This is a genomic window from Bacillus cereus group sp. MG1 (assembly GCF_040460035.1).
In the GTDB taxonomy this organism is placed as follows: domain Bacteria; phylum Bacillota; class Bacilli; order Bacillales; family Bacillaceae_G; genus Bacillus_A; species Bacillus_A cereus.
Genome location: NZ_JARVGY010000001.1, coordinates 3669795 through 3686836 on the forward strand (window position 1 = coordinate 3669795; position 17042 = coordinate 3686836).

A 17042-nucleotide genomic window follows, 5' to 3' on the forward strand; every position below is an offset into this window, starting at 1 on the left:
GAAATGACGAAATCAATCATGCAAGGTAAATACAAAGGGCAAACACTAGTATTAGAGATTAATAATCAAATGGTGAGCGGGGTCGAAGATACTACAAAGCCGAATGCAGAAGTAATCGACTTAATCGAATCAAAGGCGCAACGTGACGAACTGGCGGGGCGTATCGGCGTATTAGAGAAGGTCAGAAAGTTACTATTACTTCCTAACATGGAATTCGCAACGACAAGGCAGGTTGCAGAATATTACGAAGTGCAACCCGAGGTAATTCGACAGATTCACGTTAGGCACTTACAAGAATTAAAGGAAGACGGGCATATAACAATGACGGGAAAGAGTTTGGCGGAAAAGTTGGTATGTGAAGTAAATTCACACACCACCGTATCAAAAGGAAATGGACATCTTTTACTAAAATATGATGGACATGAAACGCAATTACCATACGCAACCGTGGGACTATATCCGAAACGCTCGATTTTACGAATCGGCATGTTATTGCGAGATAGTGAAGTTGCTAGGGAAGTTCGAACGCAACTATTAAACCTCGAAGAGAAGGCAGAAGCGTCTACGAAGATTGCCGAAATCAATAAAGAAGAGGAATTAACTACGGAAGCGGTGCGGGCAATGATGGCTGGTGACGTTCAAGGGCTTGCCATAGCTAATGCGAAGCTAGTCGAATATAAAAACCGCCATATCAAAAAGGTAGAAGCGAAACTAAACGAAGTGACAAAGGAAAGAGATGAATTAAGCGAAACCGTATCGGCATTCATTGAATCCGACGAGACTTACACGATGGGCGAAGTTGGAGAAGAAATCGACGGACTTTCCGCACAAGCATTGCGAGACTTCTTACAAACGCACGGCGTATTGGCTCAAAAGTCGAGAGGTGAAGTATATCGACCAATCGGAAAGTACAAAGGTATGAAATGGTTCACCACACTGACGAAGAAATCGAAGTGGAGCGACTTCACATACACTCATACGTACATCACGACAAAGGGGCGTAAAGAAATCACTGAATTATATAACGAGGTTATGCAAGCACAGGAAATAAATGCGTAAAATCAGCCGAAAAGGGGCGAGAAGGTGTGAATAATTTAGCCACCGTCATAATGAATACGGCTAAAATCACGAAAATGCAGGCTGAGTATCAAAATGATACCTAGCCTTCTTCGCAAATAATTTCACACAACGCAATAAGATGCAAAATACAGAAACTACTATTACAGGATTGTTACAAATACGGACATGTATGCAATTTACATACCGTTAGCCCTGTATATAGAACGTAGGGGTACAAACAAATAGAAGTCCCAGTAACAAGGCTACGAAGAAGCGACTATCGAGCGGGTGCGATTATACTGGCATAGGCGGGCGTCCCTATAACCCGTCCATTCTCCTTTATTTACTCGCTAAGTATGGAAAACACAAATACTCAATATGCAATTAACAACACCAGGAGGTATGGAAAATGAGAGCGTATGATATAAAGGCACTTCGCCAACTCATAGGGTTATCACAAAGTGAATTCGCCCAACTAATCGGAGTGTCCGAATTAACCGTCAATCGATGGGAGGGCGGTCACGTACAACCAAAACGAATGAGCATTAAGCGGATTGAATCGCTAGTGGGTGCGAAAAACCTACAAGTCGTACAATCGACACTTATTCATAATTTACCGTTACTGGAAGTGGCGGAGGACATTAAGAAACGCATTAACGAATGTAAAAGGCGAAACGGATCGCCCGCAGCGAAGTAAACCAAACCAAACCAAACCAAACCAAACCAAACCAAACCAAACCAACTAATGGGGGAATTCAAATGACTAAAACTATCAACAACAAACTAACGGTATCAGAAATCAAGGAAAGACTACTAGATGCGAGAGAAGTACGTAACGCGCTTACTGGACATATGGCTCATGAGGTAATGCCACGAGTACGAAGCACACGCTATAAAATCGGAAAAGATGCGAATTTAACGACTAAAGGACAAGCCGAGAAGAAAGATAAATTCACTAAGCAACAAGAAGTGAAACTATTTAGTGAAATCTCAGAAGCTAAAGAAACGTATACATCACTATTACAGGACGCAAAGGCATCGGCTGAAGCGATCCTAATCAAAGACATCGAGAAACCTGACGAAACTAGTCAGAAACTATTCGACATGCAAAAGAACAAGCTACAATCGGCGGTTATGTTTGCACCTACAACGGGCGAGAAAATCAAGGCGTTAACAGAATTCGCGCAACTAGGCGAAAAAGGACAAGCCTATGCACAACAAATTCAAGGTGATTTCCTTGCGATGTCACAACAAGCGATGGTAAACGCATCAAGACCCGAAGACCGCTCGGAACTAACTCACGCACTAGGACGACTAAACACGAAAATAGAAGCGAATGCATTTAGCGAAGACCAAAAAGAAGCGAGTAGCCTACTAGAGTCGATTGAAGGTCATCTTGCGATGGAATTCGTTAACACGGCAGTACTAGGTGATGCATTAATGGAAATCAGCAAAGAAACACGAAAATACGCTAACAACATCGAAGGCTATGTATCAGCCCACGCCGACCGAGTAGAGGAATACGAGCAAGCGCAACGCTTCGGTCAAATTATCAAGTAACAAGCGAGAAGGGGGCGTTATGCCCTCGACTCTTACAATATAAAAAATATAAACATATCGGAGGAAACAAAACTATGAAAACTATCATCGAAATCGAAGCAACAAAAGGCGAGCAAATCAATCACGACAACATTAAGCGTCAAATGTACGCACTAAACGAGAAGTACGGTAATGATATTACGGTTAAATTCTCGGCGAGTGGTACGGCAAACGAAGTCGTAGTTAATGCGAAATAACAAACGTAACGGGGCGGACAATATCGCCCCACCTATTCTACTAATCGGAGGGAAACGGAATGAGCAAAAGAAAAGGCGAAGCAATTCTACATAATCTCCACCAACTAACGAAATCAGATAAAGAAGACGTAAACATAATGCTACGAGTAGGAGCGCATTTGTACGGGCGTGATGGATTTAATTTAATTCGATGCGCAAAGACTAACGAGTGGCAAATAGTAAAGAGAGTCAATAAAGGAAATGCGGGGATTGACAAATACGAACGACGTCACCGAGCTTATACAAGCAACGAATTAAGTTTCGCAATCTAAATCTAAAACGGATCGCTGGAAAAAGAAGGGGAGAGATAACATGACGAAAGTAAACAAAACAACGCTAAGATTACATAATGTGGACATTGTCGAGGATATCGGCGAAGCATTACGAAGCAAGATAGAGTTAGTACCATCGGCACACACGGAAATAGATAGAATCACAAAAGAGGACGAAGGCGCATCGCTTTCAGATGTTGTACTACTAAAAGCGGTTGGGCGAGTGCTAGAGTTAGAAAAAGAAGTTAAACGGCTAAGCGAAGGGGAGAGATAATATGAAGAAACAAGATGCGCAAAAGGTAACGACCCAAATGACATCGAGAGATATTCAGCCGAAAGGGAACGACGCACCACGAGAGAAAACTATTGTTCGAGGTATGGCGACGTCTAGGCATCTGAATTCGAATTAATAGACTTGCGTGAAACGAATGGCGGTGTTTAATGGCATCGCCTTTCTTTTTATATCTTACATTCAAAAACTACGATGTCGAGAAACGCAATTCTAGGCGATTAGATTTAATGTGATGAACAGTTTATACGCCTATATGCGCTCTATGGCGATTTAAATAGATTAGGAGAATGATGAAATTGAGGGGACGGCAGACTCGTTACATTTTATATTTTTATGTGGTATATTTAGAAAATGAAATTAATTATTTGAATAATATAATAATTTAGCAATTTGCGAAATTATATACTTAAATATAATCCTAAAAAGAAACGAGGAATAAATATGAATGTGGAATATATAGTGAATGAATTGAAAGCGAATGGGACTGTGGCAGTGGCGGAAAAAATTGATATGAATGACAAAAAGTTGCGTAAAGCATTAAAAGCCGCAGGTTATGAATATAGTCGAAAAAGTGGTAGAGGTTGGTATTTTGCGGGTGCAGGCGAACCACCTTTAAAAGCGGATATCCGAGAATTTATAACAGGCACTGACGATGCGCAGGCGGAAAATACAGATAATACTCTTAAGAAAAAAGAGGTAAGTGGGCTACGGAAAATGCAACAAAAGAAAAAGGTTTTGGCACAGAAGAATACTAATTCGATTCATTCGTTAAATGAGCGTATTAGGGAAAGTGGGTCGAAAGAAAAGGTTAGTAGGACGGTGTATCTCGGTAAGGAGACATGTTCGAAATTAGGTATAGCCGAAGATGTGCTTCGAATCAATCGCGATGATATTATAGAGATTGCACTTCGTGAGTTCTTTGAGAAATATAAGGTGTAATAGCGGTGAAAGGGACGTGGGATTTATAATCTGCGTCTTTTTTCGGCTGTAATTGCGTAAAGATTCGCCGAGATTCGCATTTTAAGCGGATTATCTTTTCTCTCGTGTATATAGTTGTCATCTAAATGCATCAGAGTCTTCGAGAGGGAATCGATAGAATAAGAGTGCTTTCAACATTGACGCAGAACTACTATATAGCGTATAATATTAATTAACAAAAACGGTCAGTTGACCGCACAAATGAACGTTCAGCAAGCGATGAAAGAATCGTTTATATATCATAGGTAATTGACGGGTCGGGAGTTCGAATCTCTCCTGGGACGCTAAAAAAACCTTGTTATCTTTTGATAACAAGGTTTTTTGTTTGTCTAAAATTTGATGTTTGGGTTATAGGTGTAGTTCATTCTTGATATTTGCGACCTTTCCTTTGATATTAAGTAGTTGCATATGTACTTCTTTTTCTTAAATAAAAAGAGCGCCATTTATGCGCCCTATTCCTCTTATTTAATTTAAAGAATCAATAGGTTTATGATGGAACTCAAATCCATATCCAGATTCTCTTAATTGTTTACTTACAATATTATAAAACTCTTTACCATTCTAGTACAATTCAGCAGCAGTTATCGGAACTTATTCCCGGTAGTGTGTTACAATTAATAGAAGCGGAAAACGAGAATCTCCAATTGACTGGACCTGTGATTGGTTAGATGGTTTAAGAAGGTCGTATAAAAAAGGGAGATGGCGCAAAGATGGCGAGATCAAATGAGAATGATTTAACGGAGAAATTGGCGGAAGGTCACCGGAAATATGGTGATGGCAATTTTACAGTACAGAACATCGGTGATGAAACTAACCCGAATTGGACTGTCGTAAAAAATGTGAGGAAAGGATCGGCAGGCATTCGCGAAGGAGAAGATATATTAAGACTGCGATCAAAATATATAAAATAGTACGGAAATGGGCGGAGCGGGAGTTCGAATCTCTCCTGGGGCGCCAAGAAAACCTTGTTATCTTTTGATAACAAGGTTTTTTGTTTGTTTTAAATTAGTTGTTAATAAACTTGTCAAAGACAAAACCATAATCTTTCACATTATATTGTTTCTTCGTATCAACGAGCCAGTTAAAGGCAATCTCGTTCATCTCTTTAAATTGCTCTGCTAAGTTTACTTGTGCGTTTGAAATACGGCTGAAAGCGTTAGATGCCATATCTAAACTTTTGTGTGCATATTGTAATGTAATATCGTTGTCGTATGAAATTTCTTCAATTTTAAGTAAAGCTTTATATAAATCTTTTAATTCTTCAATATGTTTTTTATGGACATCAATTGAATAGTGTTCATCGCCCATTTGGAACTTAATTTCTACATCTAAATCAATCGTTCCCGCAGTTTCAAGCGCTACGTTTTTAATTTGATATTTACTATAGCTAAAGCGGCGTAGTGTACGTTTTTTACTTGTTGCGCTTGTACCGTCTAAGTGAATTAACCCTTTGTTTGTGAAGCAATATTCATCTGATTTCGATTTAATTAGAAAGTAAATTTTCTCCCCATCTTCATGCATTACATAATCATCGGCATCGACCTTATCATAGTCTTTAGGTGTAATAACAGAACCTACATCGCTTAGTCCTAATACATCTGCGGCCATTTTTTTAAACATATATAATCCCCCTTGTAAATTAAAGTCTTAATTGTACAAAAATATATTAACATGATCTTCATCCTTTGTTTTCTTGTAATACGAAAATATCTGAAGGTAAGTTAAGAAAAGTAATGAATAATTATTTTGATCCTAAATTATTTAGTAAATCTATTAGTTTAAGAGTGGATTCTCCGAAAAATAACCAAGAGAAAAAAGTTAATTTTGCAAGTGATTATAAATAAATTCCGTGAAAGCACCTCAAGCGATATGAGGTGTTTTTCAATCTCTTTTTGAAATCTTACAATTCTGTAAGGTAACTGTAAGGTAGTTCGATGGTAAGAAATTGCTAATCTTTTATAATGAAGATAACAACGATAAAACGAGGAGGCAGAAATGATGAAAGGATTAGTTGTAACGGGCTTGACGGTTGCTTTTGGATTTGTAGCGTATGAGAAATTAACGTATGTAGTTGATGTTGTGAAACATTTGATTGCTTAGAGAAAACAGCCATGAGAGGGAAAGGGAATGAGTGAATGAATGGAATGGTTATTTGGAATTATAGGTACTTGTAGTGTAGTGTTATTGTTCTTTGTCCCAAGTGGTATACTTAGTTCGACAACAAGTTTGTTCTTCTTAAGTTTGTTTGCTTGTACGATGCTTATTATTATGTTTTTAATGAAGCGAAGTAAACCAATCTTCTATTTTAGCATGATTGTTATGGCAATTATTGTTCTCCAAATTATTACCCTTGTAATATACCCCACAATTATAAAAGCTTTCCATTAATGATGAATCCTCTGCGTTTGTTGCTGGGGATTTTTACTTGTACAATTTTAATTTTTAGTAGAGATTTATTTGTATTGGAATGTAAAAATTAAATATTTTTATATTTCAAACAAATAATTTGGGGATGTTGTGTTCTCATTACGCATTTGATATATTTACTTTGAACATAATTAAAATCAAGAAAAAGAGGCGGACGTATGGATAAAAAAGAAAATACGGTCGTATTGTTTCCGCAGCTATCAGAGCGCTATATTGATGAAGGTTTTTTAGCGTTGAAAGAGCGGAAGTTCGAAGATGCATTGCGCTGCTTTGAAATATTACGTCAGTATAATGCGGAAACGGAACAAACGGAATTAGCTTCAGTTATTTGTTTACTCGAATTAAAACGTATGGAAGAAGCGAAAGACAAATGTGAACAGTTGCTTAAAACAGGAGTTGTCTTATTTGGTGATATTCTTGAAACGTACGTGACTATTTTAGTTCAAACAAATGATTATGAAGGTGTTATTGAAACTGTTGAAAAGGTTTTACAAACGAAAGATATAATGCCTGATCAAAAGGAAAAATTAGCGCAGCTTGCTTTATTTGCAGAAGGTATGCTAAATGAGGGAGACGCATCGCTAGTGGATTCAAATTTTGAGTTGAATGAGTTTACTAATGAAATTTTTGGAGAAAACTTTGGACAGAAGCTAAGAGCGATTCAGCGACTTTCATTAAAAGACTTAGATCTTGCATTACCTGTTTTAAAGAAATTTTTAATAGATGAAGAGCAACACCCCTATTTGAAAACTTCTATTTTGTATAAAATGATAGAAAGTCAGGTAGAAGAGGAAATAGAGGTGGAAAAGTTTGGGAATGCAATTAAGGTAATTCCGGCATTTACAGGTCATAATGAGGAGCAATCCAATAACATTATACATAAATTATCAAGTCGATTAGAGCAAAAATATCCCGATATATTTGAAGCGATGGTTACATATTGGAAAGAATTGCAAATTAGCATTTTCCCATTCGCTCTATTAATGGATAAAGAAGAGATTTGGTCAGCTGTTTTAGAGAGAATTGGAAGAAAGCGTTTCGGATTGGCTATTGATGAAGAAGAGCTTATGGCAGCATACAATATCGAATTGGAAGAGTTTCATATTGCCTATCAATGGTTATTACGTGTTGAAAGAGAAGGATATTTGCCCGTATAATTATGAAAAAGAATCGTTCAGTTCTTGAAACGAGCATATTCTATGTTATAATGTAAGGGTTGCAAAAGGCAGAAAACTGCCTGTTTGTAAGAGAAGAGAAGTGTAATTCTCTTACTTAATATGTTTCATATTATTCTCGAACAAAATATACCGTAGTTGTCTTCTGGGCAATTAGTAGATTGGAACATTATATCTGAAAGCTTTTGCTAGAGGATTATTTGTGTATTTGTTATTTCAAAAAAGAGATAATGAAGATCTTAATCTATAGAGGTATGTGCATACATTATTATAGTTGGAGGGAAAGAATAAATGTCTACAAAATGGGAAAAATTAGAAGGTAACGTTGGCGTTTTAACAATCGAAGTTGATGCTAAAGAAGTAAACAACTCTATCGACGCTGCGTTCAAAAAAGTAGTAAAAACAATTAACGTACCAGGTTTCCGTAAAGGAAAAATGCCTCGTCCATTATTCGAACAACGCTTTGGTATTGAATCTTTATACCAAGATGCTTTAGATATCATTTTACCAAAAGCATACGGTGAAGCGATTGAAGAAGCTGGTATCTTCCCAGTTGATCATCCTGAAATCGACATCGAGAAGTTCGAAAAAAATGCTAACCTTATCTTCACTGCAAAAGTTACAGTGAAACCTGAAGTTAAATTAGGTGAGTACAAAGGTTTGGCAGTAGAAAAAGTTGAAACAACTGTAACTGACGAAGATGTAGAGAACGAATTAAAATCTTTACAAGAGCGTCAAGCTGAACTAGTTGTTAAAGAAGAAGGAACTGTTGAAAACGGTGATACAGCTGTAATCGACTTCGAAGGTTTCGTTGATGGCGAAGCATTTGAAGGCGGAAAAGGCGAAAACTACTCTCTAGCAATCGGTTCTGGTACATTCATCCCAGGTTTCGAAGAGCAAGTAATCGGTCTTAAATCTGGTGAGTCTAAAGACGTTGAAGTATCATTCCCAGAAGAGTACCATGCTGCTGAATTAGCTGGCAAACCAGCAACATTCAAAGTAACAATTCACGAAATCAAAACAAAAGAACTTCCTGAGTTAAACGACGAGTTCGCTAAAGAAGCAGACGAAGCGGTTGCAACTCTTGATGAATTAAAAGCAAAACTTCGCACAAACTTAGAAGAAGGCAAAAAGCACGAAGCTGAGCACAAAGTACGTGACGAAGTAGTAGAATTAGCTGCTGCTAACGCTGAAATCGAAATTCCAGAAGCTATGATCAACACTGAGTTAGATCGTATGGTTCGTGAATTCGAGCAACGTTTAAGCCAACAAGGTATGAACCTTGAGCTTTACTACCAATTCACAGGTACTGATGCTGACAAATTAAAAGAGCAAATGAAAGAAGATGCACAAAAACGTGTAAGAATCAATCTTGTTCTTGAAGCTATCATTGAAGCTGAAAACATCGAAGTTACTGAAGAAGAAGTAACTGCAGAAGTTGAAAAAATGGCTGAAATGTACGGTATGCCAGTAGACGCTATCAAGCAAGCTCTTGGAAGCGTAGACGCTTTAGCTGAAGATCTTAAAGTGCGTAAAGCTGTAGACTTCTTAGTAGAAAACGCTGCATAATAAAATAACAAGGCACGATTAAAATCGTGCCTTGTTTTATAAATATAGAAATATATTTATAAAACTTTTCGATGGAGAAGGAAAAGTTCCTTTACAAGTCGAATATACATATTTCAAAAGTTTTAAAAATTTTTTATTTGTACATAACTAGTCATATTATTTGTATTTCTCGCCACGTAGTGACATAATATGTATTTACATACGATACATTTATCGTGTACATACGAAGGCAAGAGGTTAGCACTTTGTAAGGGGTGTGAAAATATGTTTAAATTTAATGATGAAAAAGGGCAATTAAAATGTTCTTTCTGTGGTAAAACACAAACGCAAGTTCGAAAGTTAGTGGCAGGTCCAGGTGTTTACATTTGTGACGAGTGTATCGAACTTTGTACTGAAATTGTACAAGAGGAGCTTGCGAAGGACGAAGAAGTAGAATTCAAAGATGTACCGAAACCGGTAGAAATTCGTGAAATCTTAGATGAGTATGTCATCGGGCAAGATAGCGCGAAAAAAGCACTAGCGGTAGCGGTATATAACCATTACAAACGCATTAATTCTAACAGCAAAATTGATGATGTAGAATTAGCGAAGAGTAATATCGCACTTATCGGGCCAACAGGTAGTGGTAAAACATTACTTGCACAAACGTTAGCGCGTATTCTAAATGTTCCATTTGCAATCGCGGACGCAACATCTTTAACAGAAGCTGGATATGTTGGAGAAGATGTAGAAAATATCTTACTAAAATTAATTCAAGCAGCTGATTATGATGTAGAGAAAGCGGAAAAAGGAATCATTTATATTGATGAGATTGATAAAGTGGCACGTAAGTCCGAAAATCCATCAATTACACGTGATGTATCTGGTGAAGGTGTGCAGCAAGCACTTCTGAAAATTTTAGAAGGTACTGTAGCAAGCGTTCCACCTCAAGGTGGTCGTAAGCATCCGCACCAAGAGTTTATTCAAATTGATACAACGAACATCTTATTCATTTGTGGTGGAGCGTTTGATGGCATTGAGCCGATTATTAAACGTCGCCTTGGTGAAAAAGTAATTGGATTTGGTTCTGAGAAGAAAAATGCTGATGTAAATGAGAAGCATGTTTTATCTCACGTATTACCAGAGGATCTTTTAAGATTTGGTTTAATTCCAGAGTTTATCGGTCGTCTTCCAGTTATTGCGAACCTAGAGCCACTTGATGAAGATGCTCTTGTTGATATTTTAACGAAACCGAAAAATGCACTTGTTAAGCAATTCCAAAAACTATTGGAGCTTGACGATGTTGAGTTAGAGTTTGAAGAAGGTGCACTAATCGAAATTGCGAAAAAAGCAATTGAACGTAAAACGGGTGCTCGTGGACTTCGTTCTATTATTGAAGGCTTAATGCTTGATGTAATGTTCGAACTTCCATCTCGTAAAGATATCGAGAAGTGTATTCTTACAAAAGAAACAGTAGCTGATAATGAGCCGCCAAAATTGGTGTTACAAGACGGTACTGTACTTGATACAAAAACATCTGCATAATGCGAAAGGGAAACAGCAATTTTTATAATTGCTGTTTTTCTTTATGTTTAGCTACGTTCCTCCGCGGAAATACTAAGAGATAAAATATTGCGGGAGGAAATAAATAATGAGCTGGACAAATATATTTTTAGTTGTTCAACTTGTTTTTGGTGTAATTGTCGGATTGTATTTCTGGCATTTACTTCGAAATCAACGAACACAAAAAGTTTCAATTGATCGAGAATCGAAAAAAGAATTAGAACAGCTTCGTAAAATGCGTGAGATTTCTTTAACAGAGCCGCTAGCAGAAAAGGTGCGTCCTACAACCTTTTTAGATATTGTAGGGCAAGAGGACGGGATTAAGTCGTTAAAAGCGGCTCTTTGTGGTCCGAATCCGCAACATGTAATCATATATGGCCCACCCGGTGTTGGGAAAACAGCGGCAGCACGTCTTGTATTAGAAGAAGCGAAACGAAATCCTAAATCTCCATTTCGTACGAATGCAACATTTATTGAACTTGATGCGACAACAGCTCGGTTTGATGAACGTGGTATCGCAGACCCTTTAATTGGTTCGGTGCATGATCCGATTTATCAAGGTGCTGGGGCGATGGGGCAAGCAGGTATTCCGCAACCGAAAAAAGGTGCTGTAACAGATGCACATGGTGGTATTTTGTTTATTGATGAGATTGGCGAGCTCCATCCGATTCAAATGAACAAAATGTTAAAGGTGTTAGAAGATCGAAAAGTATTTTTAGAAAGTGCGTACTATAGTGAAGAAAATACAATGATCCCAACATATATACATGATATTTTCCAAAAAGGCTTACCGGCAGATTTTCGCTTAGTTGGAGCAACGACACGTTCGCCAGAGGAAATTCCTCCTGCTATTCGGTCACGTTGCTTAGAAGTATTTTTCCGTGAATTAGATACGGAAGAAATTCAAAAAGTAGCGAAAAATGCCGCGGAAAAAGTGGAAATGCAAATAGGTGAAAATGGTATTGAGATGATTGGGATGTATGCAAGGAATGGACGAGAAGCGATTAATCTCGTGCAAATCTCTGCGGGTATGGCGATAAATGAAGAACGTTCTTTCATTAAGGATGAAGATATAGAGTGGGTTGTTCACTCAAGTCAGCTTACACCGAAATATGAAAAGCGCATTTATCCGATTCCAAGGATTGGTCTTGTAAATGGTCTTGCTGTATACGGACCAAATACAGGTGCGTTATTAGAAATTGAAGTAACAGCAATTCCGGCGAAAGATAAAGGATCGGTAAATGTTACCGGAATTGTGGAAGAAGAAAGTATTGGTAGTCAAACGAAATCTATTCGTCGTAAAAGTATGGCGAAAGGCTCTGTTGATAATGTATTAACAGTACTTCGTTCTTTAGATGTGTTGCCAGAAGGATACGATATACATATTAATTTTCCAGGGGGTATCCCAATTGATGGCCCTTCTGCAGGAATCGCTATGGCAACAGGTGTATATTCTGCGGTGCATCGCACGTATGTAAATAATGAAGTAGCGATGACAGGTGAAATAAGTATACACGGAGAAGTAAAGCCTATTGGTGGTGTATACGCAAAAATAAAAGCTGCGAAAAAAGCGGGAGCTAAGAAAGTCATTATTCCTGCTGAAAATATGCAACCATTTTTGTATACGATCAAGGGAATTGAAATTATTCCTGTCCGTAAGTTAAAAGAAGTATTTGAGTTAACGTTTATGCAAGGAAATATGCATAGAGAGCTAGATGTACATACTAACGTAGACGAAACAGATGCACAATCTATGTAAAAATAAACAATAATAAAATTTGCCAGACTTCGTTTAAGTTTGTATGCTTAATCGGAGTCTTTTTCTTTTCGTGAGGTAGAAAAACAAGCTATTTACAATTGCGCGGAATCTCAGCAATTGCATCTAGGTGTATTGTAATATAAAATAGTTGAACAGGAGTTTAATTTATTATGGAGGTGCTATGTCTAGTATGAATACGAACGAAAGAATCGTGCCCCTCCTACCATTAAGAGGCGTTCTCGTATATCCAACGATGGTTTTGCATCTTGATGTAGGACGTGATAAATCGATACAAGCACTAGAGCAGGCGGCAATGGATGAAAATATCATCTTTTTAGCAATGCAAAAAGAAATGAATATCGATGATCCGAAAGAAGATGACATATATAGTGTAGGTACAGTGGCGAAAGTGAAGCAAATGTTAAAATTGCCGAACGGTACGCTTCGTGTCCTTGTGGAAGGTTTACATAGAGCAGAAGTAATAGAGTTTATCGAAGAAGAAAATGTAGTACAAGTGTCTATTAAAACGGTAACTGAAGAAGTAGAAGATGATTTAGAAGAGAAAGCTTTTATGCGTACGTTACTGGAGCATTTCGAACAATATATTAAAGTTTCGAAAAAAGTTTCAAATGAAACTTTTGCAACGGTAGCTGATGTGGAAGAACCAGGGAGATTAGCTGATTTAATTGCTTCTCACTTGCCGATTAAAACGAAGCAGAAACAAGAGATTTTAGAGATTGTATCTGTAAAAGAACGATTACAAACACTTATTTCAATTATTCAAGATGAACAAGAGTTACTTAGCCTAGAAAAGAAAATTGGGCAAAAAGTGAAACGTTCCATGGAGCGCACGCAAAAAGAATATTTCTTACGTGAGCAAATGAAGGCGATTCAAACTGAACTTGGCGACAAAGAAGGCAAGGGCGGAGAAGTAGAAGAACTTCGTGAGAAAATTGAACAGTCGGGAATGCCGGAAGAAACAATGAAGGCTGCCCTGAAAGAATTAGATCGTTATGAAAAGTTACCAGCAAGTTCTGCGGAGAGTGGTGTTATTCGCAATTATATTGATTGGTTATTAGCGCTTCCGTGGACAGAGGCAACAGAAGATATAATTGATCTTGCTCATTCGGAAGAGATTTTAAATAATGATCATTACGGTCTTGAAAAAGTGAAAGAGCGTGTACTTGAATATTTAGCTGTACAGAAGTTAACGAATTCATTAAAAGGACCTATCCTTTGTTTAGTAGGCCCTCCTGGGGTCGGCAAAACTTCGTTAGCGCGTTCAATTGCAACATCATTGAATCGTAACTTCGTCCGTGTATCTCTTGGTGGTGTGCGTGATGAATCTGAAATTCGTGGTCACCGTCGTACATATGTTGGAGCAATGCCAGGACGCATTATTCAAGGTATGAAAAAGGCGAAAACAGTTAATCCAGTCTTCTTATTAGATGAGATTGATAAAATGTCTAACGATTTCCGTGGAGATCCATCAGCGGCATTACTTGAAGTATTAGATCCAGAACAAAACCATAACTTCAGTGATCATTACATTGAAGAACCATATGATCTATCAAAAGTTATGTTTGTAGCAACTGCTAATACACTTTCAAGTATTCCAGGTCCATTACTTGACCGTATGGAAATCATTTCGATTGCTGGCTATACAGAACTTGAAAAAGTACACATTGCTCGTGAGCATTTATTGCCGAAACAATTAAAAGAACATGGCTTACGAAAAGGTAATTTACAAGTGCGTGATGAAGCGCTGCTTGAGATTATTCGTTATTATACACGTGAGGCTGGTGTTCGTACGCTAGAGCGCCAAATTGCAAAAGTTTGCCGTAAAGTAGCGAAGATTATCGTTACAGCAGAACGTAAACGTATCGTTGTGACAGAGAAAAAGATTGTTGATTTACTTGGTAAACACATATTCCGTTATGGGCAAGCTGAAAAAACAGACCAAGTTGGTATGGCAACAGGTCTAGCTTACACAGCAGCAGGCGGCGATACACTTGCCATTGAAGTTTCTGTAGCGCCAGGAAAAGGGAAACTAATTTTAACAGGGAAACTTGGGGATGTTATGAAAGAATCAGCACAAGCTGCGTTTAGTTATATACGTTCTCGTGCAGAAGAGCTTCAGATCGATCCGAATTTCCATGAGAAAAATGATATTCATATTCACGTTCCAGAAGGAGCAGTTCCAAAAGACGGACCGTCAGCAGGTATTACGATGGCAACGGCACTTATTTCTGCGCTAACAGGTATTCCTGTAAGTAAAGAAGTGGGTATGACAGGTGAAATTACACTTCGTGGTCGTGTATTACCAATTGGTGGTTTAAAAGAAAAAACATTAAGTGCTCACCGCGCAGGCTTAACAAAAATTATTTTGCCAGCAGAAAACGAGAAAGATTTAGATGATATTCCAGAGAGCGTAAAAGAAAACCTTACGTTTGTGCTTGCATCTCATTTAGATGAAGTATTGGAGCACGCATTAGTAGGAGTGAAACAATGAAAGTAACAAAAGCAGATATTGTAATTAGTGCTGTTAAACCAGAACAATATCCAGACAGTGATTTACCAGAAATTGCATTAGCAGGTCGTTCAAATGTGGGGAAGTCTTCCTTTATTAATAAAATTTTAAATCGTAAAAAGTTAGTGCGTATTTCTTCTAAACCAGGAAAAACGCAAACGCTGAACTTTTTCTTAATCAATGAGATGATGCACTTTGTTGACGTTCCAGGTTATGGATATGCAAAAGTATCTAAATCAGAGCGCGCTGCATGGGGGAAAATGATTGAAACGTACTTTACAACTCGTGAGCAATTAGACGCAGCTGTATTAGTAGTTGATTTACGTCACCAACCAACAAGTGATGACGTGATGATGTATGATTTCTTAAAGCATTATGAAATCCCAACAATTATTATTGCGACGAAAGCCGATAAAATTCCGAAAGGGAAATGGCAAAAGCATTTAAAAGTTGTAAAAGAAACGCTTGCTGTTGAAATTGGCGATGAAATTGTTCTATTCTCTTCTGAAACAGGACTTGGAAAAGAAGAAGCGTGGAAAGCAATTCATAAATTTACAAAAACAAAAAACGCGTGACGAATGTCGCGCGTTTTTGTTTTGCTAAATTTTTTAGCGTACGTTTAATGTAACTTCAATATTTCCTCGTGTTGCTTTCGAGTAAGGACATACACCGTGAGCCGCTTCTACAAGTTCTTGTGCTTCGCTATGTGAAACGCCAGCCACATGTACATCAAGTACAGCAGATAGACCGAAACCACCATCTGTATCTTTTCCGATAGAAACGTGAGCAGTTACTTCTGTACTTTCTACTTTCACACGTTTTGTACGAATGACAAGTTGTAATGCACTATCGAAACAAGCTGCATAACCAGCTGCAAATAGTTGTTCTGGATTTGTTGCTTCTCCGCCTGCACCACCTAGTGCTTTCGGCATTTTTACATCAAGATTTAATATGCCATCATCTGAAACTACTTTCCCATTTCTTCCACCTGTTGCTGTTACTGAAGCAGTATATAATTTATCCATATTTATTCCCCTTTTCCATCATTAATTGTTTTCATTGTGTCAATTAGTTTATTTAGTTGAATTAATAAAGAGCGATATTCTTGCTCTGTAATTCCTAAGTTTGTAGCCATCGTTGTCGGTAATGAACAAGCCTTTTCCTTTAAATCGTTGCCTTGTTCTGTTAATTCAATACAAACTTTTCGCTCGTCTTCTTTGGAACGAACACGTTTTACAAGTTTTAATGATTCCATGCGTTTTAACATAGGTGTTAACGTACCAGAATCTAAAAATAGACGTTCTCCAATTTCTTTTACTGTTAGTCCATCTTGCTCCCATAGTACGAGTAAAGTAATGTACTGGGGATACGTAATACCCATTTCTTCTAAATAAGGTCGATAAAAACGAGTAACCTCTCTAGAGCAGGCGTAAATAGAAAAACAAAGTTGGTTATCTAGATGCAAAGAGTCCTCTGTCATAAATAACTCCCTTCCAATTAAGTTGTGCACAATTTAATTTTGTAAAACCAATATAACGAAAAAGAAATACAATGTCAAATACATTGTATTGAGAAAGTCTTTGTTGCATTTTGGAACAATCATA

The 17042-nt window shown here is 37.7% G+C and carries 18 protein-coding genes and 1 pseudogene; 15 read left to right on the forward strand and 4 right to left on the reverse strand.

Annotated elements, in window-relative coordinates; all coding sequences use genetic code 11:
* Positions 1 to 3: 3 nt before the first annotated feature.
* The 7 genes from QCI79_RS19335 to QCI79_RS19365 all read left to right on the forward strand — a co-directional run bounded on the left by QCI79_RS19335 (position 4) and on the right by QCI79_RS19365 (position 4397).
* Positions 4 to 1059 (forward strand): phage antirepressor KilAC domain-containing protein, encoded by a 1056-nt coding sequence (locus QCI79_RS19335; protein ID WP_021727671.1) that lies wholly within the window; start codon positions 4 to 6, stop codon positions 1057 to 1059.
* A gap of 409 nt (positions 1060 to 1468) precedes the next feature.
* On the forward strand, positions 1469 to 1756 hold the full coding sequence (locus tag QCI79_RS19340; RefSeq protein ID WP_021727672.1) for a helix-turn-helix domain-containing protein: 288 nt from the start codon (positions 1469 to 1471) through the stop codon (positions 1754 to 1756).
* A 170-nt stretch (positions 1757 to 1926) separates the two neighbouring features.
* Positions 1927 to 2619, forward strand: coding sequence for a hypothetical protein (locus tag QCI79_RS19345; protein WP_139252698.1), 693 nt, complete (start codon positions 1927 to 1929; stop codon positions 2617 to 2619).
* 74 nt (positions 2620 to 2693) lie between these two features.
* On the forward strand, positions 2694 to 2855 hold the full coding sequence (locus QCI79_RS19350) for a hypothetical protein (protein WP_021727674.1): 162 nt from the start codon (positions 2694 to 2696) through the stop codon (positions 2853 to 2855).
* Between the two features lie 59 nt (positions 2856 to 2914).
* Entirely contained in the window at positions 2915 to 3166 is a 252-nt protein-coding gene (locus tag QCI79_RS19355; protein ID WP_021727675.1) for a hypothetical protein, read from the forward strand.
* Positions 3167 to 3206: 40 nt separating this feature from the next.
* Positions 3207 to 3440, forward strand: coding sequence for a hypothetical protein (locus QCI79_RS19360; protein WP_021727676.1), 234 nt, complete (start codon positions 3207 to 3209; stop codon positions 3438 to 3440).
* Positions 3441 to 3899: 459 nt separating this feature from the next.
* Positions 3900 to 4397 (forward strand): hypothetical protein, encoded by a 498-nt coding sequence (locus tag QCI79_RS19365; RefSeq protein WP_021727677.1) that lies wholly within the window; start codon positions 3900 to 3902, stop codon positions 4395 to 4397.
* A gap of 504 nt (positions 4398 to 4901) precedes the next feature.
* On the opposite strand, the pseudogene QCI79_RS35040 reads toward QCI79_RS19365, so the two are convergent.
* Positions 4902 to 4994 (reverse strand): annotated as a pseudogene (locus tag QCI79_RS35040) (DUF6572 domain-containing protein); the annotation flags it as partial.
* 152 nt (positions 4995 to 5146) lie between these two features.
* Between QCI79_RS35040 and QCI79_RS19370 the strand changes: the two are divergent.
* Positions 5147 to 5347 carry a hypothetical protein gene (locus QCI79_RS19370; protein WP_000124460.1) on the forward strand — a complete coding sequence of 67 codons (201 nt, stop codon included), beginning with the start codon at positions 5147 to 5149 and terminating at the stop codon, positions 5345 to 5347.
* Positions 5348 to 5441: 94 nt separating this feature from the next.
* Here QCI79_RS19370 and QCI79_RS19375 read toward each other — a convergent pair whose 3' ends face one another.
* Positions 5442 to 6056, reverse strand: coding sequence for a PH domain-containing protein (locus QCI79_RS19375; protein WP_000473868.1), 615 nt, complete (start codon positions 6054 to 6056; stop codon positions 5442 to 5444).
* A gap of 519 nt (positions 6057 to 6575) precedes the next feature.
* On the opposite strand from QCI79_RS19375, the gene QCI79_RS19380 reads away from it, so the two are divergent.
* From QCI79_RS19380 to ysxC, 7 genes are all read left to right on the forward strand, one after another.
* Entirely contained in the window at positions 6576 to 6824 is a 249-nt protein-coding gene (locus tag QCI79_RS19380) for a hypothetical protein (RefSeq protein WP_001983650.1), read from the forward strand.
* A 197-nt stretch (positions 6825 to 7021) separates the two neighbouring features.
* Positions 7022 to 8020 carry a hypothetical protein gene (locus QCI79_RS19385; RefSeq protein ID WP_000358278.1) on the forward strand — a complete coding sequence of 333 codons (999 nt, stop codon included), beginning with the start codon at positions 7022 to 7024 and terminating at the stop codon, positions 8018 to 8020.
* A gap of 309 nt (positions 8021 to 8329) precedes the next feature.
* Complete coding sequence (tig, locus tag QCI79_RS19390) at positions 8330 to 9607, forward strand: trigger factor (protein ID WP_000105215.1); 1278 nt, start codon at positions 8330 to 8332, stop codon at positions 9605 to 9607.
* Positions 9608 to 9871: 264 nt separating this feature from the next.
* The gene (gene clpX / locus QCI79_RS19395) at positions 9872 to 11131 is read left to right on the forward strand and encodes an ATP-dependent protease ATP-binding subunit ClpX (RefSeq protein WP_000472289.1); all 1260 of its coding nucleotides are present in this window, start codon (positions 9872 to 9874) and stop codon (positions 11129 to 11131) included.
* Between the two features lie 106 nt (positions 11132 to 11237).
* A complete protein-coding gene (gene lonB / locus QCI79_RS19400) occupies positions 11238 to 12908 on the forward strand; it encodes an ATP-dependent protease LonB (RefSeq protein WP_000119180.1) in 1671 nt (556 codons plus the stop codon).
* Positions 12909 to 13089: 181 nt separating this feature from the next.
* Positions 13090 to 15420 (forward strand): endopeptidase La, encoded by a 2331-nt coding sequence (gene lon, locus QCI79_RS19405; protein WP_000097285.1) that lies wholly within the window; start codon positions 13090 to 13092, stop codon positions 15418 to 15420.
* Positions 15417 to 16013: a ribosome biogenesis GTP-binding protein YsxC gene (gene ysxC / locus QCI79_RS19410; protein WP_000869116.1), complete on the forward strand. Its 597-nt coding sequence runs from the start codon at positions 15417 to 15419 to the stop codon at positions 16011 to 16013. Before lon ends, ysxC begins: the two co-directional genes overlap by 4 nt.
* Positions 16014 to 16046: 33 nt before the next feature.
* Here the strand turns inward: ysxC and QCI79_RS19415 are convergent, their stop codons facing one another.
* The gene (locus QCI79_RS19415; protein ID WP_000359781.1) at positions 16047 to 16463 is read right to left on the reverse strand and encodes an organic hydroperoxide resistance protein; all 417 of its coding nucleotides are present in this window, start codon (positions 16461 to 16463) and stop codon (positions 16047 to 16049) included.
* Between the two features lie 2 nt (positions 16464 to 16465).
* Complete coding sequence (locus QCI79_RS19420; RefSeq protein ID WP_000133917.1) at positions 16466 to 16918, reverse strand: MarR family winged helix-turn-helix transcriptional regulator; 453 nt, start codon at positions 16916 to 16918, stop codon at positions 16466 to 16468.
* Positions 16919 to 17042 lie beyond the last annotated feature (124 nt).